Source organism: Shewanella putrefaciens (assembly GCF_016406325.1).
In the GTDB taxonomy this organism is placed as follows: Bacteria; Pseudomonadota; Gammaproteobacteria; order Enterobacterales; family Shewanellaceae; genus Shewanella; species Shewanella putrefaciens.
Genome location: NZ_CP066370.1, coordinates 3,109,484 through 3,130,378, shown reverse-complemented (window position 1 = coordinate 3,130,378; position 20,895 = coordinate 3,109,484). Strand labels below are relative to the sequence as shown.

Below are 20,895 nucleotides of genomic sequence, written 5' to 3'. Positions count from 1 at the left end.
CAATATATTGAAAAAATGAATAATACGGTTAAGGTGTTTTAGGTAGCAAGTTACAAGGCAAGCTTATGATATGAGCTTGCCTTGTTATATGATGTTTGTTCTATTATTGCATGGCATTGATAACGGATTGGCTATCCACAAACTGTTCAAAGCTGATGATTTTACCTTGATGTAATTGCCAAAGATGAGCAACTCGTGCGCTAAAGGTTTTGCCCGTTTTTACATAACGACCGCTATAAGTACCGTAGGCAAATACTTTATTTCCTTGAGCGACATAGTCTTCAATAATGACGCGATAGTTATCCCATTCGCTTCCTAGTCTATCAAATACATTGTTGGCTATATCGCTAAAACCTATGTAAGTACCTGCATAGGGAAACCCAACCGCCTCAGTCCAGCGCGCATCTTCCGCCAACGCTTGTTTCAGATTACGGGCGTTTTCGGCTGAATTTTGTCCTTCGTAGGTACTTTTTACGATGGCGAGATTATCCTCGGTTTGCTTTAATAATATGGCTTCAGTGGTTAAATGTGCCTGTGAGTCCTGTTTTTCAATCATATGCCTTTCGGTTTGCGTGGTTATATCCGTATCAGGGTTATTCATTTTGATCACCAAATTGATCTTTAAGGTAGCTTAACCACTGGGCGGGTTTGCCATAAAAGCGGTTGATATTAATGGCGATTATGTTGCCGTTATCAGCCTCTATCGCTATCGAAGGAAAGCCTTGGGCACCTATCTGGTTGAGCAGCGCCCGTGATTCGACTATATGCTTATCGAGTTTGCCTTCAGCTTGCGCATATTGTGCTGCGAAGGCGTTGGGGCTAAATCCCTGCACTGTGGCTAATCTTGCGAGATTGTCTTTATCACTAGCATTGTGGCCATCACGGTAATGGGCCAGTTGTACTGAGAGTAGATAGGCCAAACTGTTGCCGCCCATAGCATCGACTGCCAGCATGGCTTTAATGGGCGGCGCCGAGTCGAGTAGGATTGTTGTATCGCGCAGCAAACCATTAAAGTAGTTTTCGCCAAAAGGCTGGCCGGTTAGCTCAGCAATACGCAAATCGTGGGGCATAACATAGTCGCGCCAGTTAGCATCGATTTGTTTGCGTCTTGGGCCCGTGAGCATACCGCCGCCGTGCAGCTTAATGGTAAAACCTGCTTTTGCTGCAGCATCAAGCAGTGGCGCTGCCGCATAGCACCAACCACATAAAGGGTCGATAATGGCGTGCAGAGTGCGCGTTTTGGTTTCTGGAGTGCTGTTGGTTGAATTTGCTAAATGAGCCGCTGGGTGAGTCATAGTGTTAAACCTTTTGGGCTTAAATAGTACTTAAGTTAGTTACTAAAAGCCTTTTAAAATCATCGATTAAAATTGTTAGGTTGGTACAGTGTAAGAGGCACGCAGTTACTTACGTGCCTGTATCTACAAAATGATCTACAAAGTGTGTCTGGCTTACATAGGCCAGGTCATTTCGCCCATGTAAACTTTGGCGCTGATCTCAAGCCCTGCATCGGCTGGCATTTGTGGGTATAGCGCCAGCATCTTTTGGATTAATTCGGCTGAATCTTTCGAGGCTTTTGCTGCGACTTCAAAGGCTTTCACATATTCACGGGTAAAACCAATGGCGCGGGTATCAAATCGCGCTTCGCCTAAGTAGTGCCCAGGGATAACGGTAGTCGGCAACAGTTTTTCCATTGCATCTAAATGGGCTAGCCATTCTTGACGCTCAGAGGCAGTTTGAGTGTCAGCCATCCAAACATGAGTGTTATCAAATACTTCTACGCCACCTGTAATGGTTTTTGCCGATGGCACCCACAGGAAAGTGTGTTTAGGGTGTTTATCATTAAAACCTTTGATAATAACTTGCTCACCGTCGATAGTGAAAGTGTCACTGTGAATCGCCTTAGGTAACACTAATTCCTTTGGTGCATTGTCTTTTAAAATCGGTCCCCAGTAGGCGAGTTTGCCTTCCATTGAGGCTTTAATAGCATCGACAGTGGTTTGAGTCGCGACGATTTGTGCATCGGGGAAGTGCTTTTTAATCACGGCTAAACCGAAATAGAAATCAGGATCGCTATGGCTGATATACACCTGAGTCAGCTTTTTACCGCTGGCTTTGATGGTGTCGACCAATTTTTGGGCATCGTTATTTTGAAATTGCGCATCGACTAACATCATTTCATGTTCGCCGCTGATAAAGCTTGATGACACGGCAAAGATGCTATTTTCGCCCGGATTAAAATGGCTCACTTGCAATGGCGCAGCATTGACTGCACTGAACCCCGCCAGCAGCAAAGTGGCAGCTAGGCTGATGTTAGACGAGGCCTTCAATGTGGCGTTAACTGTGTTGCGTATTGCATAGGTCGATGTGTTCATTTGTGGCTCACTTATATTCAAGGTTTAAGTCGTTGATTTGCAGTTGTTGCAAAAGTGAGTAAAGTATAGGTTGCAAAAATTACTAGATAAATGCGTTAAAATGCCCATATTTGTTGCATAAATCGGACGAGTTGTAGTGCGCTCTTGAGTCTATAAATGAGACTTTGAGTGATTGAAAGTGAGCGGAGATAGGTAATGGACAGACTCGAAGCGGCTAAGGTGTTTGTGACTATTGTTGAGCGCGGCAGCATGATCAGCGCCGCTAATGCTTTAGACATGTCACGCTCTATGGTGACCCGTTATTTGAGCGAAATGGAAGACTGGTCTGGTGCTAGGTTGTTGCATCGCTCGACGCGTAGCCTCAGTTTAACGCCTGCGGGTGAGCAAGTGCTGGATTATTGCCATCGGCTGCTCGAACTGGCTAACGAAGTACCGGCGGTCAGTCATGCTGGTGTGACGATCCCGCGGGGATTGCTTCGCATTAGCTGCTCACAATTTATGGCACATCAGATTTTAGCGCCTGTAGTGCGCCAATATTTAGCCAGTTATCCGCAGGCGAGCGTGAATTTCCACGTGAGCAGCCAAACCGTCGATCTGGTTGCTGAGCGGATTGATCTGGCTATTCGCATCACCAATGAACTCGATCCCAATCTTATCGCTAGGCGCTTGGGTGAATGTGAGTCTGTGGTGTGCGCAGCACCGAGTTATCTTGCCGCGCGCGCCACCGTGCTGCATCCCGAAGATTTAACTCAGCATAACTGCTTAACCTATTCCTATTTTGGCGATGTGATGTGGCGCTTTTATCAAACCGATGTAGGGGTGAAACAGGCTCAGGCGCTGAACCCTGAATCTAAGTTAAACCAAGGGCAGGCGTTTAATGTGCCAGTGAATGGTAATTTTAGCGCCAATGATTCCATGGTGGTGCTTAATGCCACGCTGGCGGGCGAGGGGATTGCGATGCAACCGCTATGGGCGGCGAAACCCTATTTAGACTCGGGTCAGTTAGTGCCTTTATTAACTGAGTTTAAACCTCAGTCCCTCGGTGTGTATGGCGTGTATCAATCCCGCAAACACATGCAACCTGCACTTAGGGTGATGATGGATATGCTGGTGGCCTACTTTGCCAGCTTGAATTTAAATAGTGCCAGTTTGAAATAGTGCCAGTTTGAAATAGCGAAAAATTCACGCTCTAAATTGAATGGAATATTGAATTGAATAAAAAGGAGCTTAACCTTTTCGAGTTAAACTCCTCAGATTTACACTTGTCTAGATTCTAGATTCTAGATTCTAGATTCTAGATTCTAGATTCTAGATTTACTTTATCATCCGCTTATATTTCAAGCGGTGTGGCTCAACCACATCGGCGCCATAGGTGTTCTTCAACCATGCCGAATATTCGGTGTAGTTACCTTCGTAGAAGTTCACTTGGCCTTCGTCACGATAATCCAGAATGTGGGTCGCGATACGGTCGAGGAACCAACGGTCATGCGAAATAACCATAGCGCAACCTGGGAATTCCAGAATCGCTTCTTCCAATGCGCGCAAGGTTTCAACGTCTAAGTCGTTGGTGGGTTCGTCGAGTAACAAGACGTTACCGCCCGCTTGCAGCAGTTTGGCTAAATGCACGCGGTTACGCTCACCGCCCGATAGTGTGCCGATAATTTTTTGCTGATCCGCACCACGGAAGTTAAAGCGGCCCACATAGGCGCGGCTTGGGATTTCCATGTTGTTGATGCGCATGATGTCTTGGCCACCTGAAATTTCTTGCCAGATAGTGTTCTTATCATTCATCGAATCGCGGAACTGCTCAACCGAGGCCAGTTGTACGGTTTCACCCAGTTCAATCGTGCCGCTGTCTGGCGTTTCAGCGCCCGATAACATGCGGAACAGGGTCGATTTACCCGCACCGTTGGCACCGATAATGCCGACGATAGCGCCCTTAGGTACAGAAAACGACAGATTATCAATAAGGACGCGGTCACCATAGGACTTAGTCAGGTTATTCACTTCGATAACTTTGTCACCTAAACGCGGTCCGGGCGGAATAAACAGCTCGTTGGTTTCGTTGCGTTTTTGGTAATCGTTAGTATTCAGTTCTTCAAAGCGCGCCATACGGGCTTTGCCCTTAGACTGACGGCCTTTAGCGCCTTGGCGCACCCATTCTAATTCTTTCGCAATGGTTTTTTGACGGGCGCTTTCTGCGGCAGATTCTTGCTTCAGACGGGCGTCTTTTTGCTCAAGCCATGAAGAATAGTTACCTTCCCATGGGATACCTTCACCGCGGTCGAGTTCTAAAATCCAGCCAGCAGCATTGTCGAGGAAGTATCTGTCGTGGGTGATCGCGACCACAGTACCGGCATATTCCTGCAGGAAGTGCTCAAGCCATGCCACGGACTCAGCATCCAAGTGGTTGGTGGGTTCGTCGAGGAGTAGCATTTCTGGCTTTTCAAGCAGCAAGCGACAAATCGCCACGCGGCGACGTTCACCACCCGATAACACTTCGATTTTCTCATCCCAATCTGGCAGACGCAGGGCGTTAGCAGCACGCTCAAGGATATGCTCTAAGTTATGGGCATCTTGGGCTTGAATAATGGCTTCGAGTTCGCCTTGTTCTTTGGCAAGGGCATCGAAGTCTGCATCGGGTTCTGCGTAGGCAGCATAAACTTCGTCTAAGCGTTTTAAGGCGTTTTTGGCTTCAGAAACCGCTTCTTCAATCGCTTCACGCACGGTTTGTGTCGGATCGAGTTTAGGCTCTTGCGGCAGGTAACCAATCTTGAGGCCCGGCATTGGGCGCGCTTCACCTTCAATTTCGGTGTCGATACCCGCCATAATGCGCAGTAGGGTGGATTTACCTGAACCGTTGAGGCCTAATACGCCAATTTTGGCACCGGGGAAAAAGCTTAAAGAAATATCTTTAAGGATCTGCTTCTTAGGTGGAACAACTTTACCCACTCGCAGCATGCTGTAAACAAACTGAGCCATTTTTCTCTATCTTAAGTGACTAATGATGCGGCTAATTCTACTCGATTGCGCGCCGAACTCAACTCGACAATGAGCCAAGTTCAAGCACTATCTGCAGGAATTTCATGTTTCAAATACTGGGATTGTGACCGCGTTCCGAGTAGAATACCGCGCAACCCTACCTATAAGAATTGGCAGCTGGAGTAAGCAATGCTGAAAAAAGATATGAATATCGCAGATTATGATCCGGAACTGTTTAACGCAATTCAGAATGAAACTCTGCGTCAAGAAGAGCATATTGAGCTGATTGCTTCTGAAAACTACACCAGTCCACGCGTGATGGAAGCGCAAGGTTCACAGTTAACCAATAAGTACGCTGAAGGCTATCCAGGCAAGCGTTACTACGGTGGTTGTGAGTATGTGGACGTAGTTGAAACCTTAGCGATTGAACGTGCTAAACAATTGTTTGGCGCAACCTACGCTAACGTACAACCTCATTCAGGTTCTCAAGCAAACAGCGCCGTTTACATGGCATTGTTAAAACCTGGCGATACCGTACTGGGCATGAACTTAGCCCACGGTGGTCACTTGACCCACGGTTCACCGGTTAACTTCTCTGGCAAACTGTACAACATCATTCCTTACGGTATCGATGAGTCTGGCAAAATCGACTACGACGAGATGGAACGTATTGCCATAGAACATAAGCCTAAGATGATGATCGGCGGTTTCTCTGCCTATTCAGGTATCGTTGATTGGGCAAAAATGCGTGAAATCGCAGATAAAATCGGTGCTTATTTATTTGTAGACATGGCACACGTTGCCGGTCTTATCGCCGCGGGCGTTTATCCAAACCCAGTACCACACGCGCACGTTGTGACGTCAACGACCCATAAAACCTTAGCCGGTCCTCGTGGTGGTGTGATCCTATCTGCTGCCGATGATGAAGAGCTATATAAAAAGCTCAACTCTGCTGTATTCCCTGGTGGTCAAGGTGGTCCATTGATGCACGTTATCGCCGGTAAAGCGGTGGCGTTCAAAGAAGCCCTAGAGCCAGAATTTAAAGTGTACCAACAGCAAGTGGTTAACAATGCTAAAGCTATGGTTGAAGTATTCCTTGAGCGCGGTTACAAAATCGTCTCTGGCGGAACCAGCAACCACTTAATGCTAGTTGACCTGATTGGTCGTGACTTAACGGGTAAAGAAGCCGATGCTGCCTTAGGTAGCGCCAACATTACCGTGAACAAAAATTCAGTGCCAAATGATCCTCGTTCACCCTTTGTGACATCAGGTGTGCGTATCGGTACGCCAGCCATTACACGCCGCGGCTTTAAAGAAGCGGAAGCAAAACAATTAACTGGCTGGATCTGTGACATTCTCGATGATGCTCACAACCCTGCAGTGATTGAGCGAGTGAAGGGCCAAGTATTGGCACTGTGCGCACGTTTCCCTGTTTACGGTTAATTTGTAAATAGTCTCCTTTTTGTGGTGCAGAGTCTAACCACCATCAGATGGTTAACCTCAGCCCATAAATAGGATAAAATCCCATGGCCGCATCTTGCGGCCATTTTTATTGCTAAAATCTTAGACTTAAACCAAACAGGCTAACCTTAGATAACATAGTAAAGCCAACGGCTTTACGTCATTCACTGGCAGGAGGCTCAATGCATTGTCCATTTTGCAGCGCGACAGATACTAAAGTCATCGATTCTCGATTAGTGGCGGAAGGCCATCAAGTGCGCCGTCGCCGAGAATGCACCGAATGCCATGAAAGATTTACCACCTTTGAAGGTGCCGAGTTAGTCATGCCTAGGGTGATCAAGCGCGATGGTTCACGCCAACCCTTCGATGAAGAAAAACTCCAAAGTGGAATGTTGCGCGCCGTTGAAAAACGTCCTGTGTCTATGGATGAAATCGAGCAAGCGCTCAGCAAAATCAAGTCCACTCTGCGCGCCACGGGCGAGCGGGAAGTGCCGTCAGAAATGGTGGGTAACTTGATGATGGAACAATTGATGAACCTCGATAAAGTTGCCTATATACGTTTTGCTTCCGTATACCGCGCCTTCGAAGACGTGTCTGAATTTGGCGAAGCCATCGCCAAACTGCAAAAGTAGTTATTCAGCTTTTGTCGCCTTAGAAGGTTGACGTGCAGTTGTCGCAGACGTAAAAAACAGATTTATAAGACAGGTGAAAGCCGAAACCTTTAACAACAGGGTTGAACATGAGCTTGAACATAACTTGGTCCGCACTCGATATCCAAATGATGAGCCGCGCGATTCAATTGGCACGCAAAGGCTTTTATACCACTCGGCCCAATCCTAGTGTGGGCTGCGTTATCGTTAAAGATAACCAAATCATCGGTGAAGGTTATCATCAAAAAGCGGGTGAACCCCACGCCGAAGTGCATGCGCTACGTATGGCTGGTGAACGCGCCCGCGGCGCAACAGCCTATGTCACCTTAGAGCCATGCAGTCATTATGGTCGCACACCGCCCTGCGCCTTGGCGCTGATCAATATTGGCGTTAAACGTGTGGTGGTGGCGGTAGAAGATCCAAATCCGCAAGTGGGGGGGCGCGGTATTCAAATGCTGCGTGACGCCGGCATTGAAGTGGATGTGGGATTACATCGCGATGAGGCCTATGCCTTAAATTTAGGCTTTATGAAGCGGATGGAATCAGGTTTACCCAGACTTACGGTAAAATTAGCCGCGAGTCTTGATGGAAAAACTGCGCTGTCTAATGGTGTGTCTAAATGGATAACTGGCCCAGAATCCCGCCGTGACGTGCAGCGCTTACGCTTACGTTCTTGCGCGCTAGTTACGGGGATCGAAACCATACTGGCAGACGATCCTTTGCTTAATGTGCGTTATCAAGAGCTTGGTAGCTTAAAAGACAGGGTAACCGAGGCGCAATTACTTCAGCCATTAAGAGTCATACTCGACAGTCGCGCCCGTTTGCCGTTATCTGCTGCATGTTTGGCTATTGTATCGCCGATACTCTTGGTCTCGACCGTGGCTTATCCCGCAGAGTTTCAAGCACAATTGCCCTCCCATGTGAGTTGCCTCCTGTTACCTGCAATTGAAGGTCGCGTCTCGCTTCCTGAACTATTAAGCTATTTAGGCCAAAGTTGTAATCACGTGCTGGTGGAAGCGGGGGCAACCTTAGCGGGCGCATTTTTAGCCGAGGGGCTTGCCGATGAGTTAGTGCTATACCAAGCGATGAAAATCCTCGGTGGGTATGGGCGTAATCTGCTGCAACTGCCCGATTATCAAACCATGGCACACATTCCTGCACTCACGTTGGTCGATGAGCGTAAATTAGGGCCAGATACCCGTTTAACCTTGAGCGTTAAGCTTGATACTTCTTTATTTAATTAAGTGAGTTGACCATGTTTACTGGGATTATTGAAGCCGTTGGCACCCTTCGCAAACTGGAGCGTAAAGGCGATGATATTCGTCTTACCGTGGCGAGCGGCAAACTGGATTTAACCGATGTGCGTTTAGGCGACAGTATTGCCACCAATGGCGTGTGCTTAACGGTTGTGCAGCAACTAGCCGACGGTTATGTGGCTGATGTTTCAGCAGAAACAGTGAGTCTAACCGGGTTTGCCAACTATAAAGTGGGCACTAAAGTGAATCTTGAAAAGGCCGTTACTCCCACCACGCGTTTAGGTGGCCATATGGTCAGCGGCCATGTGGACGGTATTGCAACGGTTGAGCAACGCTTAGTGCGTGGGCAAGCCATCGAGTTTTGGTTAGCCGCACCCGCAGAGCTTGGGCGTTACATAGCCCACAAAGGTTCCATTACCATTGACGGCGTGAGTCTGACGGTGAACGAAGTGGACGGCAGTCGATTCCGCTTGACCATAGTTCCCCATACCGCAGGTGAAACCACCTTAATCGACCTGCAAGCGGGCGATAAGGTGAATATCGAAGTGGATTTAATCGCCCGTTATCTTGAACGCTTAATGAATTATGATGGCAAAGACAGCAAGAGCGGTGGCGTCACCATGGAAATGTTAGCCCGTGCCGGGTTTGTGCGTTAGTGCACTGGCAATCGTTCTGCTAAGAGATAAAATTTCATAACAAGTCACATTATAAAGGTCCTACAATGGCGCTGCACAGTATAGAAGAGATCATCGAAGATATTCGTCAAGGCAAAATGGTTATTTTGATGGATGACGAAGATAGAGAAAACGAAGGTGATTTGATCATGGCGGCCGAAATGGTCACGCCAGAAGCGATTAACTTTATGGCCAAATATGGCCGTGGACTCATTTGCCAGACCATGACTAAAGCCCGTTGCCAGCAGTTAAATCTGCCTTTAATGGTGACGAATAATAACGCTCAGTTCTCGACTAACTTTACGGTTTCTATTGAAGCGGCTGAAGGTGTGACAACTGGTATTTCGGCCCACGATCGCGCTGTGACGGTAAAAACGGCTGTGGCTAAAGACGCTAAAGCGTCTGATTTAGTGCAACCTGGGCATATCTTCCCGTTAATGGCACAGGACGGCGGCGTATTAACCCGCGCAGGCCACACTGAAGCGGGTTGTGATTTAGCCCGTCTTGCGGGACTTGAGCCATCGGGCGTTATCGTTGAAATTTTAAACGAAGACGGCACTATGGCACGTCGGCCAGATTTAGAGATTTTCTCCGAGTTGCATGGCATCAAAATCGGCACTATCGCGGCTTTAATCGAGTATCGCAATACCAAAGAAACCACGGTTGTGCGTGAAGCTAAATGCAAACTACCGACCCGTTTCGGCGAGTTCGATATGGTGACTTTTAGAGACACTATCGACAATCAACTGCATTTCGCCTTAGTCAAAGGAGAGGTGAAAGAAGATTGTTTGGTGCGCGTGCATTTGCAAAATACTTTCAACGATTTACTCCACTCAGAGCGCGATCAGCAACGCAGCTGGCCACTCGAAAAGGCGATGGAGCGTATTTCTGCAGAAGGTGGTGTATTGGTTTTACTCGGGAATCAAGAGCATCCCTGTGAAATCCTTTCTAAGGTGAAAGCCTTTGAAGCCGAAGATCAAGGCCAAGCGCCTGCTTCTGCAAAATGGCAGGGGACGTCGCGCCGTGTGGGTGTGGGTTCGCAAATCCTCGCTAGCCTTGGCGTGACTAAGATGCGTCTGCTCAGCTCGCCTAAACGCTACCATTCACTTTCAGGCTTTGGCCTTGAAGTGACTGAGTATGTGGCGGACTGAAACCCAAAGTTACACTGAAGTAAAATTAACAATTTCTGATAATTTGCATAGGGCTCTGGGCAATTGGCTGTGATATCATGTCGCCACTTTTCGCCCCGAGCTGGGTGCTTTAGCAAAATTTAGGTAAGATAATGAACATAGTTCAAGGTAATATCGAAGCGAAAAATGCCAAAGTTGCGATTGTAATTTCGCGTTTCAACAGCTTTTTAGTTGAGAGCTTGCTTGAAGGTGCACTTGACACGCTGAAACGTTTTGGCCAAGTCAGCGACGACAATATCACTGTTGTCCGTGTACCAGGTGCGGTTGAGTTGCCGCTAGCTGCGCGTCGCGTCGCTGCCAGTGGTAAATTCGACGGTATTATCGCATTAGGTGCGGTGATCCGTGGTGGTACTCCTCATTTTGATTTTGTTGCAGGCGAATGTAATAAAGGTCTAGCTCAAGTTGCTTTAGAATTTGATCTGCCTGTTGCCTTCGGTGTGTTGACCACAGATACCATAGAACAAGCTATTGAACGTTCAGGTACCAAAGCGGGTAATAAAGGCGGCGAAGCTGCTTTAAGCCTGCTTGAAATGGTCAATGTTCTGCAAGAACTTGAACAACAGTTGTAATAGTAGGAAAAATAATGAAGCCTTCTGAGCGCCGCAAGGCCCGCCGTTTAGCCGTTCAAGCCATCTATTCATGGCAACTAAGCGGGAATAATATTGCCGATGTCGAGCATGAGTTTTTAACTGAGCAGAGTCTCGACGGTGTTGATGTAGCTTATTTTCGTGAGCTATTTTCAGGCGTTGCAACGAAGAAAACCCAGTTGGATGAGCTGATCATCCCGCATCTGGAGCGCCCGATTGATGAAGTGTCTCCTGTTGAGAAAGCCATAGTACGTTTAGCGACCTATGAGCTGACTTTCCGTAAAGATGTGCCCTACAAGGTCGCTATTAACGAGGCGATTGAGTTGGCAAAAGCTTTCGGTGCGGACGAGAGTCATAAGTTTGTGAACGGACTGCTCGACAAACTGGTTGCACGCAAGTAATAAAGACAAACGGTATCTTAGGATACCGTTTTTCATTGCTAACAAAGGTGGCCGATGTAAGTCGTGCCAAACTGTACAGTGAAAGAATTCCAATTAATTGAATGTTATTTTAGCAACCGCGGCCCCACTCGCCGTGATGTGAAGCTTGGCATCGGTGACGATTGCGCTTTAGTGCAACCCGCAGAAAACAAGTCGATTGCTATCTCCTGTGACACCTTAGTCGAAAATGTCCACTTCTTCCCCGATATGCCTCCCGCTGCCTTAGGTTACAAAGCTTTAGCGGTAAATTTATCTGATCTGGCAGCCATGGGCGCTGAACCCGCGTGGATGACGCTTGCCTTAACGCTACCCGAAGTCGATGAAACTTGGCTAAGTGGTTTTAGTGAAGGCTTGTTTGAAGCCGCCGAGTACTATGGCATCGCCTTAATTGGTGGTGATACGACTCGTGGTCCACGGGCGATTAACATCACAGTGCACGGCCAAGTCCCACAGGGTAAGGCACTCACGCGCCATGGTGCCAAAGTGGGAGATTGGATCTATGTTACGGGCACACTCGGAGATTCGGCCTTAGGTCTGGATATCATTCGAGGCGCGCAACAGGCCAGAGCCGAGCATAAAGAATTCCTGATTAATCGCCATTATCGTCCAACACCAAGAGTTTTAGCGGGCCAAGCTTTGCGTTCGCTTGCCTCCAGTGCTATCGACCTTTCTGACGGGTTTATCTCGGATATAGGCCATATTCTTAAGGCTTCTGGTGTGGGAGCCATTGTCGATGTGGCTAATATTCCTCTGTCCCGTGCGATGCAAGATACCGTTAGTGAGGAGCATGCCTTAGGTTATGCGCTGACCGGTGGCGAAGATTATGAACTGCTGTTTACGGTTCCTGAGTCCCAAAAGGGCGCGCTTGAGACCGCCTTGAGTCATGCGGGGGCAAAGTTTGTCCGTGTTGGCCAGATTTGTGCGGGCAGTAAACTCAAGTTGCAACGCAATGGTGAGCCGTTTACGCCGCTGTATCACGGTTTCGAGCACTTTTAAGCGAAGATCATATTAATGAAATGGTTGTCAAAGGATCAGGTGCTAACGCGCCTATCATTAAAAAATCCTGTCCACTTTTTGGCACTCGGTTTCGGTAGTGGGCTCGCCGCAAAGGCGCCGGGTACTTTTGGTACTTTAGCCGCAATCCCTTTATATTTACTCTTAGCACCGCTGCCTTTGGGGTGGTATTTAGGTTTGACCGTATTCGCTGCTTTGGCAGGCATTTACATTTGTGGTCAAGCCGCTAAAGATATGGGGGTGCATGACCATGGTGCGATTGTATGGGATGAAGTAACTGGACTACTCATTACTATGATAGCGGCACCAGCAGGTTGGGGTTGGTTGTTAGTCGGCTTTGGTCTATTTCGCTTTTTCGACATCATCAAACCTTGGCCTATTCGATGGCTCGATGCCAAAGTTCATGGTGGCTTTGGTATTATGATTGACGATGTCTTAGCGGGTGTATTTGCCTTTATCTGTCTGCAAGGGCTAGTCTGGTGTGTTAGCTAACATGATAGTTAACATGGCCAACAACTAACCCTTAGTTTTGATTTTGCATTTTTCTGATTGAAGCGTGATTGAAGGGATTAGCTGAACATCCCTTATCCCTTTTCTGCTTGATTCTACTATTGCAGCAGTTCCCTTGCGTTTGCTAGGGTATTGCTGGTGATAGTATCGCCGCCTAACAGTCTTGCCAATTCTTGAATGCGTTGCTCACGATCGAGCGATTTCATTGTGGTCTCAGTACTACCTGCCTTATTAAATTTATCGACAAACATGTGTTGATGACCATTGCCCGCGACTTGTGGCAAGTGAGTCACACACAGGACTTGGGTCGATTCCCCTAAGCTGCGCAACATGCGGCCCACCACTGCGGCGGTGGGGCCGGAAATCCCGACATCTACCTCATCGAAAATTAATGTCGGTGTGGCAACTTTCTTCGCGGTAATCACTTGTATCCCTAATCCTATGCGTGAAAGCTCACCGCCAGACGCGACTTTCGAAATCGGTTGTAAGGGTTGGCCAGGGTTTGTTGTTACCATAAATTCGATGTTGTCACTGCCGTTGGCTGACATTTGCTCTGGATGGAAATTGACTTCGATACTAAATTTACCCTTAGGCATATTCAGTTCATGGATTGACTGCGTCACCAGTTTGTCGAGTTCCTTGGCGTAACGAGCACGGCTTTGGCTGAGCTTTTGGGCATTGCTAAGGTAAGCTGCTCTGCTCGCCTCGACTTGTTGCTGAACTTCTTCGAGTTTACTTTCATCACTGTCTAAGCTGCTGAGCTCTGCCTTTAATGCTAGATGATGTTCCGCCAGCTTATTCGGGCTGACATGGTGTTTGCGCGCCAGTTGCATGGCTTTTGATAGCCGTTCTTCTAAATAGGCGAAATGGGTCGGATCGAGTTCGAGCTTACTTAAATAGTGCTGTAATTCGCCTGCACTTTCTTGCACTAGGATTAAAGCATCATTGAGCATAGTGTTGATGTTGCTTAATGCGGGATCGTAGCTTTGCAGATCTTCGGCGAGGGAAACGACGCGATTAAGTAGTGACTCAATATTATTTTCTTCGCCATCTGTCAGTAGATCAAGACTCGCCTGACAGGTGGTAATTAACTCAGTGCCATTGGCTAAACGTTTGTGTTCTTGTTCAATTTCATCGAACTCGTCGACTTTAAGATCAAACTCATCGAGTTCTTCCACTTGATATTGGACTAATTGCTTACGGGCAATACGTTCATGCTGGGAGGCTTCGAGTTGTTTTAGGTCGGCCTCAATTTGCTTGCAGCGTTGAAAGCTAGCGGCAACTGTGTCGATAAGTAATCTGTGGTTGGCATAACTGTCGAGCAGGGTGAGCTGATGTTCACTCTTTAACATTGCATGGTGGGCATGTTGGCCGTGAATACCTATAAGCAACTGACCGAGTAATTTGAGTTGCGTCAGCGGTACTGGATTACCATTGATGTAGGCGCGCGAGCGGCCATCGCTACTAATGGTTCGGCGTAAAATACACTCATCATCGAGTTCAAGATCGTTATCTTCTAACCAACGCTTTGCTAGCGGAATATCATCTAAGGAAAAGCGGGCGCTGACCTCAGTTTTACTGGCACCAGGGCGAACACAACTGGCATCGGCGCGATTGCCTAGGCATAGACCTAGCGCATCGATGGCGATCGATTTACCTGCACCGGTTTCACCAGTGATGCTGGTCATTCCTGGGCGAAAATCCAGTTCTAAAAAACGGACGATAGCGAAGTTATTAATGCTGAGTTGGCAAAGCATAGTCAATTCCTGTCGAAAAATATACCAAACCACTGTATTGATAAACAGTATATACTGATTTTATATACAGTAAAGTGGATTGGGTAAATAATCGGCATTATCGCAGTAAATATTTTTAATTAACTGATTATGCATGAGTTCTTACTAGGCTTTCTAATATGGGCAGACTGAAAAAAGTGACTAAGGTGCCAAATAGAATGCCCTGAGCACTGGTTGAAGCTTGGGTATTGTAACGCTGTGCCAGTAAGTAAACGCTAGCTGCAGTGGGCAGTGCGCTGAGGATAACGCCCATGATCAGATAATCACCATGTACACCGCAGTATCTCAGCATAAAGTAGACTAGCGCGGGCTGTATACCCAGTTTAAAAAGGTTGATTAGACTTAACTCTAAAAAGTTTGAGAGACTAAAAATTTTGCTATCTTTTTGATATCGCATTGCTTTTGCTAATACCATACCAATAGCAAAAAGGGCACAGGGGCTTGAGGTATTGCCTATCTGCTGGATCATTAGCGCGAGACCTGATGGTAATTGAATGCCACTGGCGGATATTGCAACGCCAATCAAACTGCCAATTACGATAGGATTTTTACCTACCGCCATTGCCATTATCACTAAGGCATGGTGCTGTCTTTGAGTGTTAGTGGCAAGTTCTAATGATACTAGCGCGACTGCAAACATCAGTACCGATAGCAGGCTAGCAATGGCCGCTGCCACTAAGGCGTTTTGTTGTTGTGGAAAGATAATCATCAGTAATGGAATACCAATAAACGCGGTATTACCAAAGGTGGCATTTAGGGCTCTAATTGTCGCAATCGCGTGCTCTTTTGGGTTGGCTATCAGTGAAATACCTAAACAAATGAGATAGGTAATTAGCATTGCTGCACTATAGCCTGCAATAAATCCCCATTGTAAGATTTCGTTAATTGGCTGCTGAGCTAGGGCGATTAGCATGATCGCAGGAAAGGCAATGTAGTACACATATTGGTTTAATACTTGATCCGTTTCCACGGGGAGAAGTTTCAATTTTTGTACTAGTGTACCTAGTAACATGATCCCGAAGACGGCAAACAGCGGGGTTAATAATGTCATTCCCTCACTCATCCTTATGATAGGGTCTTTCCTGTGTAAGACAGACTCATAGCGTACGATTTTTATTCAAAAATATATATCGGTACTGAACATCACTCGTCGCACATAAATACCGATAATTGAATGGATAATATTCGAGCTAGCGCAGTAAATTATCCAGCAAAATAACATACCATGGGCAGCCGATACTATTAAGCTATGGTCGTATATACCTAAACGACTTTAAAATAGGGTTTTTATAAAGCCTAAGAAGCTTCAATTTAAGCTGGATCAATGACTGAATATCGGCTTTTGAGTTGATGTACCATGGACAGTTTGAATTACAATTCGTTAACTATGTAGACCTAAGTAGCCTATAAAAATTGGGATGTGATATGAGTGATGATTTGGGCAGTGAATTACAGCTTCTTTATCTTTTTGTGCACTTAGTGAATGCGGGAAGTTTTTCACAGGCGGCCAAAGAGTTGGATATGCCTATTGCGACCGTGAGTCGTAAGTTAGCCAAATTAGAAGAAAAGCTCGATAAGCAACTCTTTATGCGTAGCACTCGTAAACTGAGGTTGACTGAAGAAGGCTTAGCCTTATTTCAGCGTTATCAGAGTGTCATAGCCCAGTTTGATGAGCTTAGTGGCGTGGGAAGTGATAAACCCGAAGGGACGTTAAGAATTGCCGCGCCGATTTCTATTATCTCTATCATCTTTATCCGAGCTCTTAATGAGTTTGGTCGTTTGTATCCCGATATTCGCCTGCATATATCCCAGAGTAATGAGTTGGTTGATTTGATCGACAAAGGGATTGATGTGGCGATTGTGGGTGGCGCTCAGCCTGATTCTTCATGGGTGTCGAGTACATTAGGTGAGTTAGATTACTGTTTATTTGCTACGCCAGAATATTTAGCACAGGCACCTAAGTTGACCCACCCCAATGATTTAGAAGCGCATCAGCTTATTAAAGTCTGGCCCTTATTTAATTGGCATTTAAAGCATCCGAACGGTGAGTCCTTCTACTTTAATGGTCCAACCAAGCTCACATTGACGGATTTACACGGTGCTATTGAGTCGGCATTGGATCATGGTGGCATTTTGTACGGTCCTGAATTGTTTGTAAAACAGCAGATTAAAGAGGGCCGACTCAAAGTATTATTACCTGAATGGGTGGGTGAGCAGCGACGGATTTCAATCTTGTATCATCAACGCAGCCAACAACCGCTAAAGGTGAGAGTGTTTATTGAGTTTATGCAGTCGAAGGCGCCAGAATTGTTTTCCATGGCTTGAGTTGCCTTTGATATTGAGCATTTGCATCGCTCAAGGCATTGTTTAATGAAAATTATCAGCGATTCGACTTTGTAGGTCTATGGTTTGTTTATGCCTATATAACCTTCGCGAGTCGAGCCTCGATAAGCAATCTTGCTTATCGAGGATTGCTGTTGGATTGTGGTAGTAAGCCAATGATGACTTCTTTATGCCGTGTTATTTTAACGTGGTTTAACACTTTGGAATAACACGGATTAACCTGAACAAATGGGGTCACGGGCGTTAGGCGATGCTAATACCAATATTGGATACACCTGCTTCGATGATGTCTTTGCGTAGACCTTTTACCAATTCCGCAGTGATTTTTGGATTTTCTTCAATAATTTCGAGCAGAGAATTTTGTAACTCTTTCTCTTCTTCCATCACTTCATGGGCGAAGACGAAATCATCTAGGGCATCATCGACAAGATCAACATCACTGATGGCTTCAATATAGTTCGCCACAGTACTGGATGATAACTTACTGATATTAATTATATCTTCTTCATTTTTATCTTGAATTGCACTCAATAATGTTGAAAGTGCCACAACTGCATCCATGGCCGGATAGACGCCATAGGCTTCAAAGTCGACAGGATCAGGTGTGTTATCTTCTAATCGTTGTAGATGGACATCAATATTAAATTTGAGTTTATTGTCGTATTGAGATTGCCATAATAATTCTAATACTGTGTTTAATACTGCGGGATCACCAAATTCGCAGACTTCTGAAAACAGTTGATAGTTGGGCAACATACGCTGACAAAGAGCAATGGCAAAGAGTTGTTTTTGAGGTAGTTCTAACGCTTTAAGGCGCTTAAAGAAGCCCGTTTTTTTGGTCATCTGTTATTTCCGCTGATAGCTGTGATAGCACTTGTTTTACCGCTGATTCTACCTTAGTTAACTCATCAAGTAACTCTAGTATTTCAGGTTCGAGATCTTCCACAGGGGTTTGACGTTTTAACGCGGATTCAATCTCTTGGCATAATCTTTGAGTTGTCGGGACGCCGCAATAGCAGCTTGCACCATGCAGCTTATGGATTGTACTGAGCATTGTGGCCTGATCATTTTGGCCTAGCGCCGTTTGAATTTTCTCTACCGTTTCAGGTAGTGAGTCCAGCAGCATTTTTAACATCTCAAGGGCGAGGTTCGATTTATGATTTGCTTGGGTTAAGCAAAGATCCCAGTTCAGCGTATGCAGGTCAAAATGGGTGAATTTAGGTCTTGTGATCCAGCGATGGATAACGTCTTTTAGTGCAGCTTCATCGATAGGTTTAGGTAAATAGCCATCCATGCCACTGCCTAAAATCAGCTCACGCTCTTCGGCAATGGCATGGGCTGTCACGGCAATGATCGGCGTGTTGCGGTTCATCGAGCCTTGGCGTATTTGCTTTGTTGCACTAATGCCATCGGTCCCCGGCATTTGGATATCCATAAAAATCAAATCAAAAGTACGAGTTTTAGCCTGTTTGACCGCTTCATCCCCATTATTAACAGCAATCACAGTGGTGACTAATTCATTGAGTAAGGTATCAATCAGTTTTAAATTGGCAAAGTTATCATCTACTGCCAATACCGTTAAGGATTGCCGCGCTGCAGGTGCCGAGATTGTGATGGGAGCCTGTATGTCATATTCGAGTGGAGGATAGAGCATATTACGGGCAAGTTGATGCTCACTGACAGGCAGTGATAGCACGACATCGGCATTAGGTCGTATAAACTTGCTCAAGGCATCTTGCTCTTGGCAATCGTAGAGTACGATTAAACAGTCCGTTTTCGTTTTCGCAAGATTTAAAGTGCCAACCAATTGTGTTGCATCTGTAAAACCATGACAACTTAACAGAATATAATCGTATGCTGCTTCGGTGTTTGCGAGTGTCGTCAATAGGTTAGGGATATGCTGATGATGTGTCACTTTGGTATCCCATAGGCGCAATTGGCGGCTTAAAACAGCATGGGTGAGTACTCTTGGCTCATAAAAAAGAATGGTTTTATCTTTGAGTTTTTCTAATGGTAGCGAATCACCAATTTGGAATTGACCTAACCCCAGTGGCAGAGTGAACCAGAAATTTGAGCCTTTATCGACAGAGGAGGTAAAACCTATTTGTCCCCCCATTTGGTTAACTAAACGCTTAGTGATCACTAAGCCAAGTCCTGTTCCACCGAAACGTCGCGAGATCGATGAATCGGCTTGCCCAAAGGCTTGGAATAAAAAGTCCTGTTGGCTTTCATCGATCCCGATACCTGTATCGATGACATCACAACGCAGGATCACTTGTTCCTCCGATTGACTTTGTAATTCAAGCTTTACGAGCACGCTACCTGAGTCGGTAAATTTGATGGCATTACCGACTAAGTTATTGATGATTTGGCATACGCGCATGGCATCACCATTCACATGGTCAGGTATATTAGGGGCGATATCGACCACAAGCTCCAAGCCCTTCGCTTGAGCACTGCCTGAAATCAAGGTCATAGTGTCGCCAAGGGTTTCTCTAAGACCGAAGGGCATATTTTCTAGCACCATTTTTCCCGCTTCGAGTTTCGAAAAATCGAGAATATCGTTGATGATAGCGAGTAGATTAGTGGCGCTGCGCTCAATGGTATTGATGTAGTCAACTTGACTTGAATGCAAAGGTGTTTTTACCAATTGGCGAGCAAAGCCAATCACACCATTCAGTGGCGTACGTAACTCGTGGGACATATTGGCCAAGAATTCAGATTTAATCCGGCTAGCTTCTAAGGCGCGTTTTTTCGCCAAATCTAGCTCGACGTTTTGGATTTCGATTTGTTCTAAGGTTTCCCGTAAATCTGAGGTAGCTTGGTCGATATTTTGCTGCATCTCATCATGGTATTCCGACAGTGAGCACGCCATTGCATTAATACCGCGTTTAAGTAAATCCAATTCACCAATCAAATTGCCATCTAGACGCGCATCTAATTTTCCTTCACGAATTTTTGCGACAACACGTACCATCTCGGTAATAGGTTGAGTGACATTTTTTACTAACCTAAAAGTAAATAATAGGTTTAATTGAACGCCCAGTAATACCATGATAAAAGCGGCAACGGCGGCTCTATGCTGTTCGAGTAGCGCGCGTTCCTTATTGATAATAACTGAGATATAACCCAGTAATTCACCGTCATCGGTTTGGATGTCTACATTAGCGAGAGTCGCTGAAGGTGTACTCGCAAAAATGGGTGTTCGTAAAATAAGGCTGTCGCCAACATGTTCTATTTCGGTTTTATGTAAATTGGTGAGCGCTTCTTTATAGCGCATCATTTCAAAATCTTTGTGGTAATGGGATGTGATAAACAGTTGATTTTGGATATCGAAAATGGCGATCGATTTGACTAAGGTTGATTTATTGAGTTGTGCTGCGGCGAGTAACCTTTTAGTGGCTTCACGATCATTTCCTATTAATCCAACTTCACTGGCAATTGCTAATGGTTCGATAATATTACTGCCTTGTTCAATCAGCGTATCTTCGAGCTCATAAAAGCGGTTTATGGTAAAGTAGCTGCCCAGAAGAAGACCGACCAAAATTGTTGGCGCGAGCGCCAGCACAAGAACCCAAGAACGTAGGCTGTATTTGGTCATGTTGTTGACAGGGGTCATA

Annotated in this window: 19 protein-coding genes; 11 read left to right on the top strand and 8 right to left on the bottom strand. The window is 46.0% G+C overall.

The window, feature by feature from the left end:
• Positions 1-103: 103 nt before the first annotated feature.
• The 3 genes from JEZ96_RS14015 to JEZ96_RS14005 form a co-directional block, all read right to left on the bottom strand.
• Positions 104-601, bottom strand: a complete 498-nt coding sequence (locus tag JEZ96_RS14015; RefSeq protein ID WP_025008493.1) for a nuclear transport factor 2 family protein — start codon at positions 599-601, stop codon at positions 104-106.
• A complete protein-coding gene (locus tag JEZ96_RS14010) occupies positions 594-1,295 on the bottom strand; it encodes a DsbA family protein (protein WP_061782775.1) in 702 nt (233 codons plus the stop codon). Before JEZ96_RS14010 ends, JEZ96_RS14015 begins: the two co-directional genes overlap by 8 nt.
• A 153-nt stretch (positions 1,296-1,448) precedes the next feature.
• Positions 1,449-2,372 carry an MBL fold metallo-hydrolase gene (locus tag JEZ96_RS14005; RefSeq protein ID WP_014611083.1) on the bottom strand — a complete coding sequence of 308 codons (924 nt, stop codon included), beginning with the start codon at positions 2,370-2,372 and terminating at the stop codon, positions 1,449-1,451.
• Positions 2,373-2,567: 195 nt separating this feature from the next.
• Here JEZ96_RS14005 and JEZ96_RS14000 point away from each other — a divergent pair, with 195 nt between their 5' ends.
• Positions 2,568-3,530, top strand: coding sequence for a LysR family transcriptional regulator (locus JEZ96_RS14000; RefSeq protein ID WP_025008494.1), 963 nt, complete (start codon positions 2,568-2,570; stop codon positions 3,528-3,530).
• A gap of 156 nt (positions 3,531-3,686) precedes the next feature.
• On the opposite strand, the gene ettA is transcribed toward JEZ96_RS14000, so the two are convergent.
• Entirely contained in the window at positions 3,687-5,354 is a 1,668-nt protein-coding gene (ettA, locus tag JEZ96_RS13995) for an energy-dependent translational throttle protein EttA (RefSeq protein ID WP_011788582.1), read from the bottom strand.
• A 189-nt stretch (positions 5,355-5,543) separates the two neighbouring features.
• Between ettA and glyA the strand changes: the two genes are divergently transcribed.
• The 9 genes from glyA to JEZ96_RS13950 all read left to right on the top strand — a co-directional run bounded on the left by glyA (position 5,544) and on the right by JEZ96_RS13950 (position 13,118).
• Positions 5,544-6,797, top strand: a complete 1,254-nt coding sequence (gene glyA, locus JEZ96_RS13990) for a serine hydroxymethyltransferase (RefSeq protein WP_011919713.1) — start codon at positions 5,544-5,546, stop codon at positions 6,795-6,797.
• A 200-nt stretch (positions 6,798-6,997) separates the two neighbouring features.
• The gene (nrdR, locus tag JEZ96_RS13985) at positions 6,998-7,447 is read left to right on the top strand and encodes a transcriptional regulator NrdR (protein ID WP_011788584.1); all 450 of its coding nucleotides are present in this window, start codon (positions 6,998-7,000) and stop codon (positions 7,445-7,447) included.
• A 107-nt stretch (positions 7,448-7,554) separates the two neighbouring features.
• Positions 7,555-8,709 carry a bifunctional diaminohydroxyphosphoribosylaminopyrimidine deaminase/5-amino-6-(5-phosphoribosylamino)uracil reductase RibD gene (gene ribD / locus JEZ96_RS13980; RefSeq protein WP_061782776.1) on the top strand — a complete coding sequence of 385 codons (1,155 nt, stop codon included), beginning with the start codon at positions 7,555-7,557 and terminating at the stop codon, positions 8,707-8,709.
• An 11-nt stretch (positions 8,710-8,720) separates the two neighbouring features.
• Positions 8,721-9,377 (top strand): riboflavin synthase, encoded by a 657-nt coding sequence (locus JEZ96_RS13975; RefSeq protein ID WP_011919711.1) that lies wholly within the window; start codon positions 8,721-8,723, stop codon positions 9,375-9,377.
• Positions 9,378-9,442: 65 nt separating this feature from the next.
• The gene (ribBA, locus tag JEZ96_RS13970; RefSeq protein ID WP_061782777.1) at positions 9,443-10,546 is read left to right on the top strand and encodes a bifunctional 3,4-dihydroxy-2-butanone-4-phosphate synthase/GTP cyclohydrolase II; all 1,104 of its coding nucleotides are present in this window, start codon (positions 9,443-9,445) and stop codon (positions 10,544-10,546) included.
• A gap of 131 nt (positions 10,547-10,677) precedes the next feature.
• Positions 10,678-11,154 (top strand): 6,7-dimethyl-8-ribityllumazine synthase, encoded by a 477-nt coding sequence (gene ribH / locus JEZ96_RS13965; RefSeq protein ID WP_007646164.1) that lies wholly within the window; start codon positions 10,678-10,680, stop codon positions 11,152-11,154.
• Positions 11,155-11,168: 14 nt separating this feature from the next.
• Positions 11,169-11,573: a transcription antitermination factor NusB gene (nusB, locus tag JEZ96_RS13960; protein WP_006082638.1), complete on the top strand. Its 405-nt coding sequence runs from the start codon at positions 11,169-11,171 to the stop codon at positions 11,571-11,573.
• A gap of 78 nt (positions 11,574-11,651) precedes the next feature.
• Positions 11,652-12,608 carry a thiamine-phosphate kinase gene (gene thiL, locus JEZ96_RS13955; protein ID WP_061782778.1) on the top strand — a complete coding sequence of 319 codons (957 nt, stop codon included), beginning with the start codon at positions 11,652-11,654 and terminating at the stop codon, positions 12,606-12,608.
• A gap of 15 nt (positions 12,609-12,623) precedes the next feature.
• Entirely contained in the window at positions 12,624-13,118 is a 495-nt protein-coding gene (locus JEZ96_RS13950) for a phosphatidylglycerophosphatase A family protein (protein WP_025008496.1), read from the top strand.
• A gap of 116 nt (positions 13,119-13,234) precedes the next feature.
• On the opposite strand, the gene recN is transcribed toward JEZ96_RS13950, so the two are convergent.
• Together recN and JEZ96_RS13940 are read right to left on the bottom strand one after the other, a co-directional pair.
• Positions 13,235-14,893 carry a DNA repair protein RecN gene (gene recN, locus JEZ96_RS13945; protein WP_025008497.1) on the bottom strand — a complete coding sequence of 553 codons (1,659 nt, stop codon included), beginning with the start codon at positions 14,891-14,893 and terminating at the stop codon, positions 13,235-13,237.
• Between the two features lie 127 nt (positions 14,894-15,020).
• Complete coding sequence (locus tag JEZ96_RS13940; RefSeq protein ID WP_025008498.1) at positions 15,021-15,983, bottom strand: AEC family transporter; 963 nt, start codon at positions 15,981-15,983, stop codon at positions 15,021-15,023.
• A 374-nt stretch (positions 15,984-16,357) separates the two neighbouring features.
• Here JEZ96_RS13940 and lldR point away from each other — a divergent pair, with 374 nt between their 5' ends.
• Positions 16,358-17,257 (top strand): LysR family transcriptional regulator LldR, encoded by a 900-nt coding sequence (lldR, locus tag JEZ96_RS13935; protein WP_014611076.1) that lies wholly within the window; start codon positions 16,358-16,360, stop codon positions 17,255-17,257.
• Positions 17,258-17,518: 261 nt separating this feature from the next.
• Here the strand turns inward: lldR and JEZ96_RS13930 are convergent, their stop codons facing one another.
• Positions 17,519-18,118 (bottom strand): YjaG family protein, encoded by a 600-nt coding sequence (locus tag JEZ96_RS13930; RefSeq protein ID WP_011788594.1) that lies wholly within the window; start codon positions 18,116-18,118, stop codon positions 17,519-17,521.
• A complete protein-coding gene (gene barA / locus JEZ96_RS13925; RefSeq protein WP_198779814.1) occupies positions 18,093-20,894 on the bottom strand; it encodes a two-component sensor histidine kinase BarA in 2,802 nt (933 codons plus the stop codon). The genes JEZ96_RS13930 and barA overlap by 26 nt, the downstream gene beginning before the upstream one ends.
• Position 20,895: the final 1 nt, after the last annotated feature.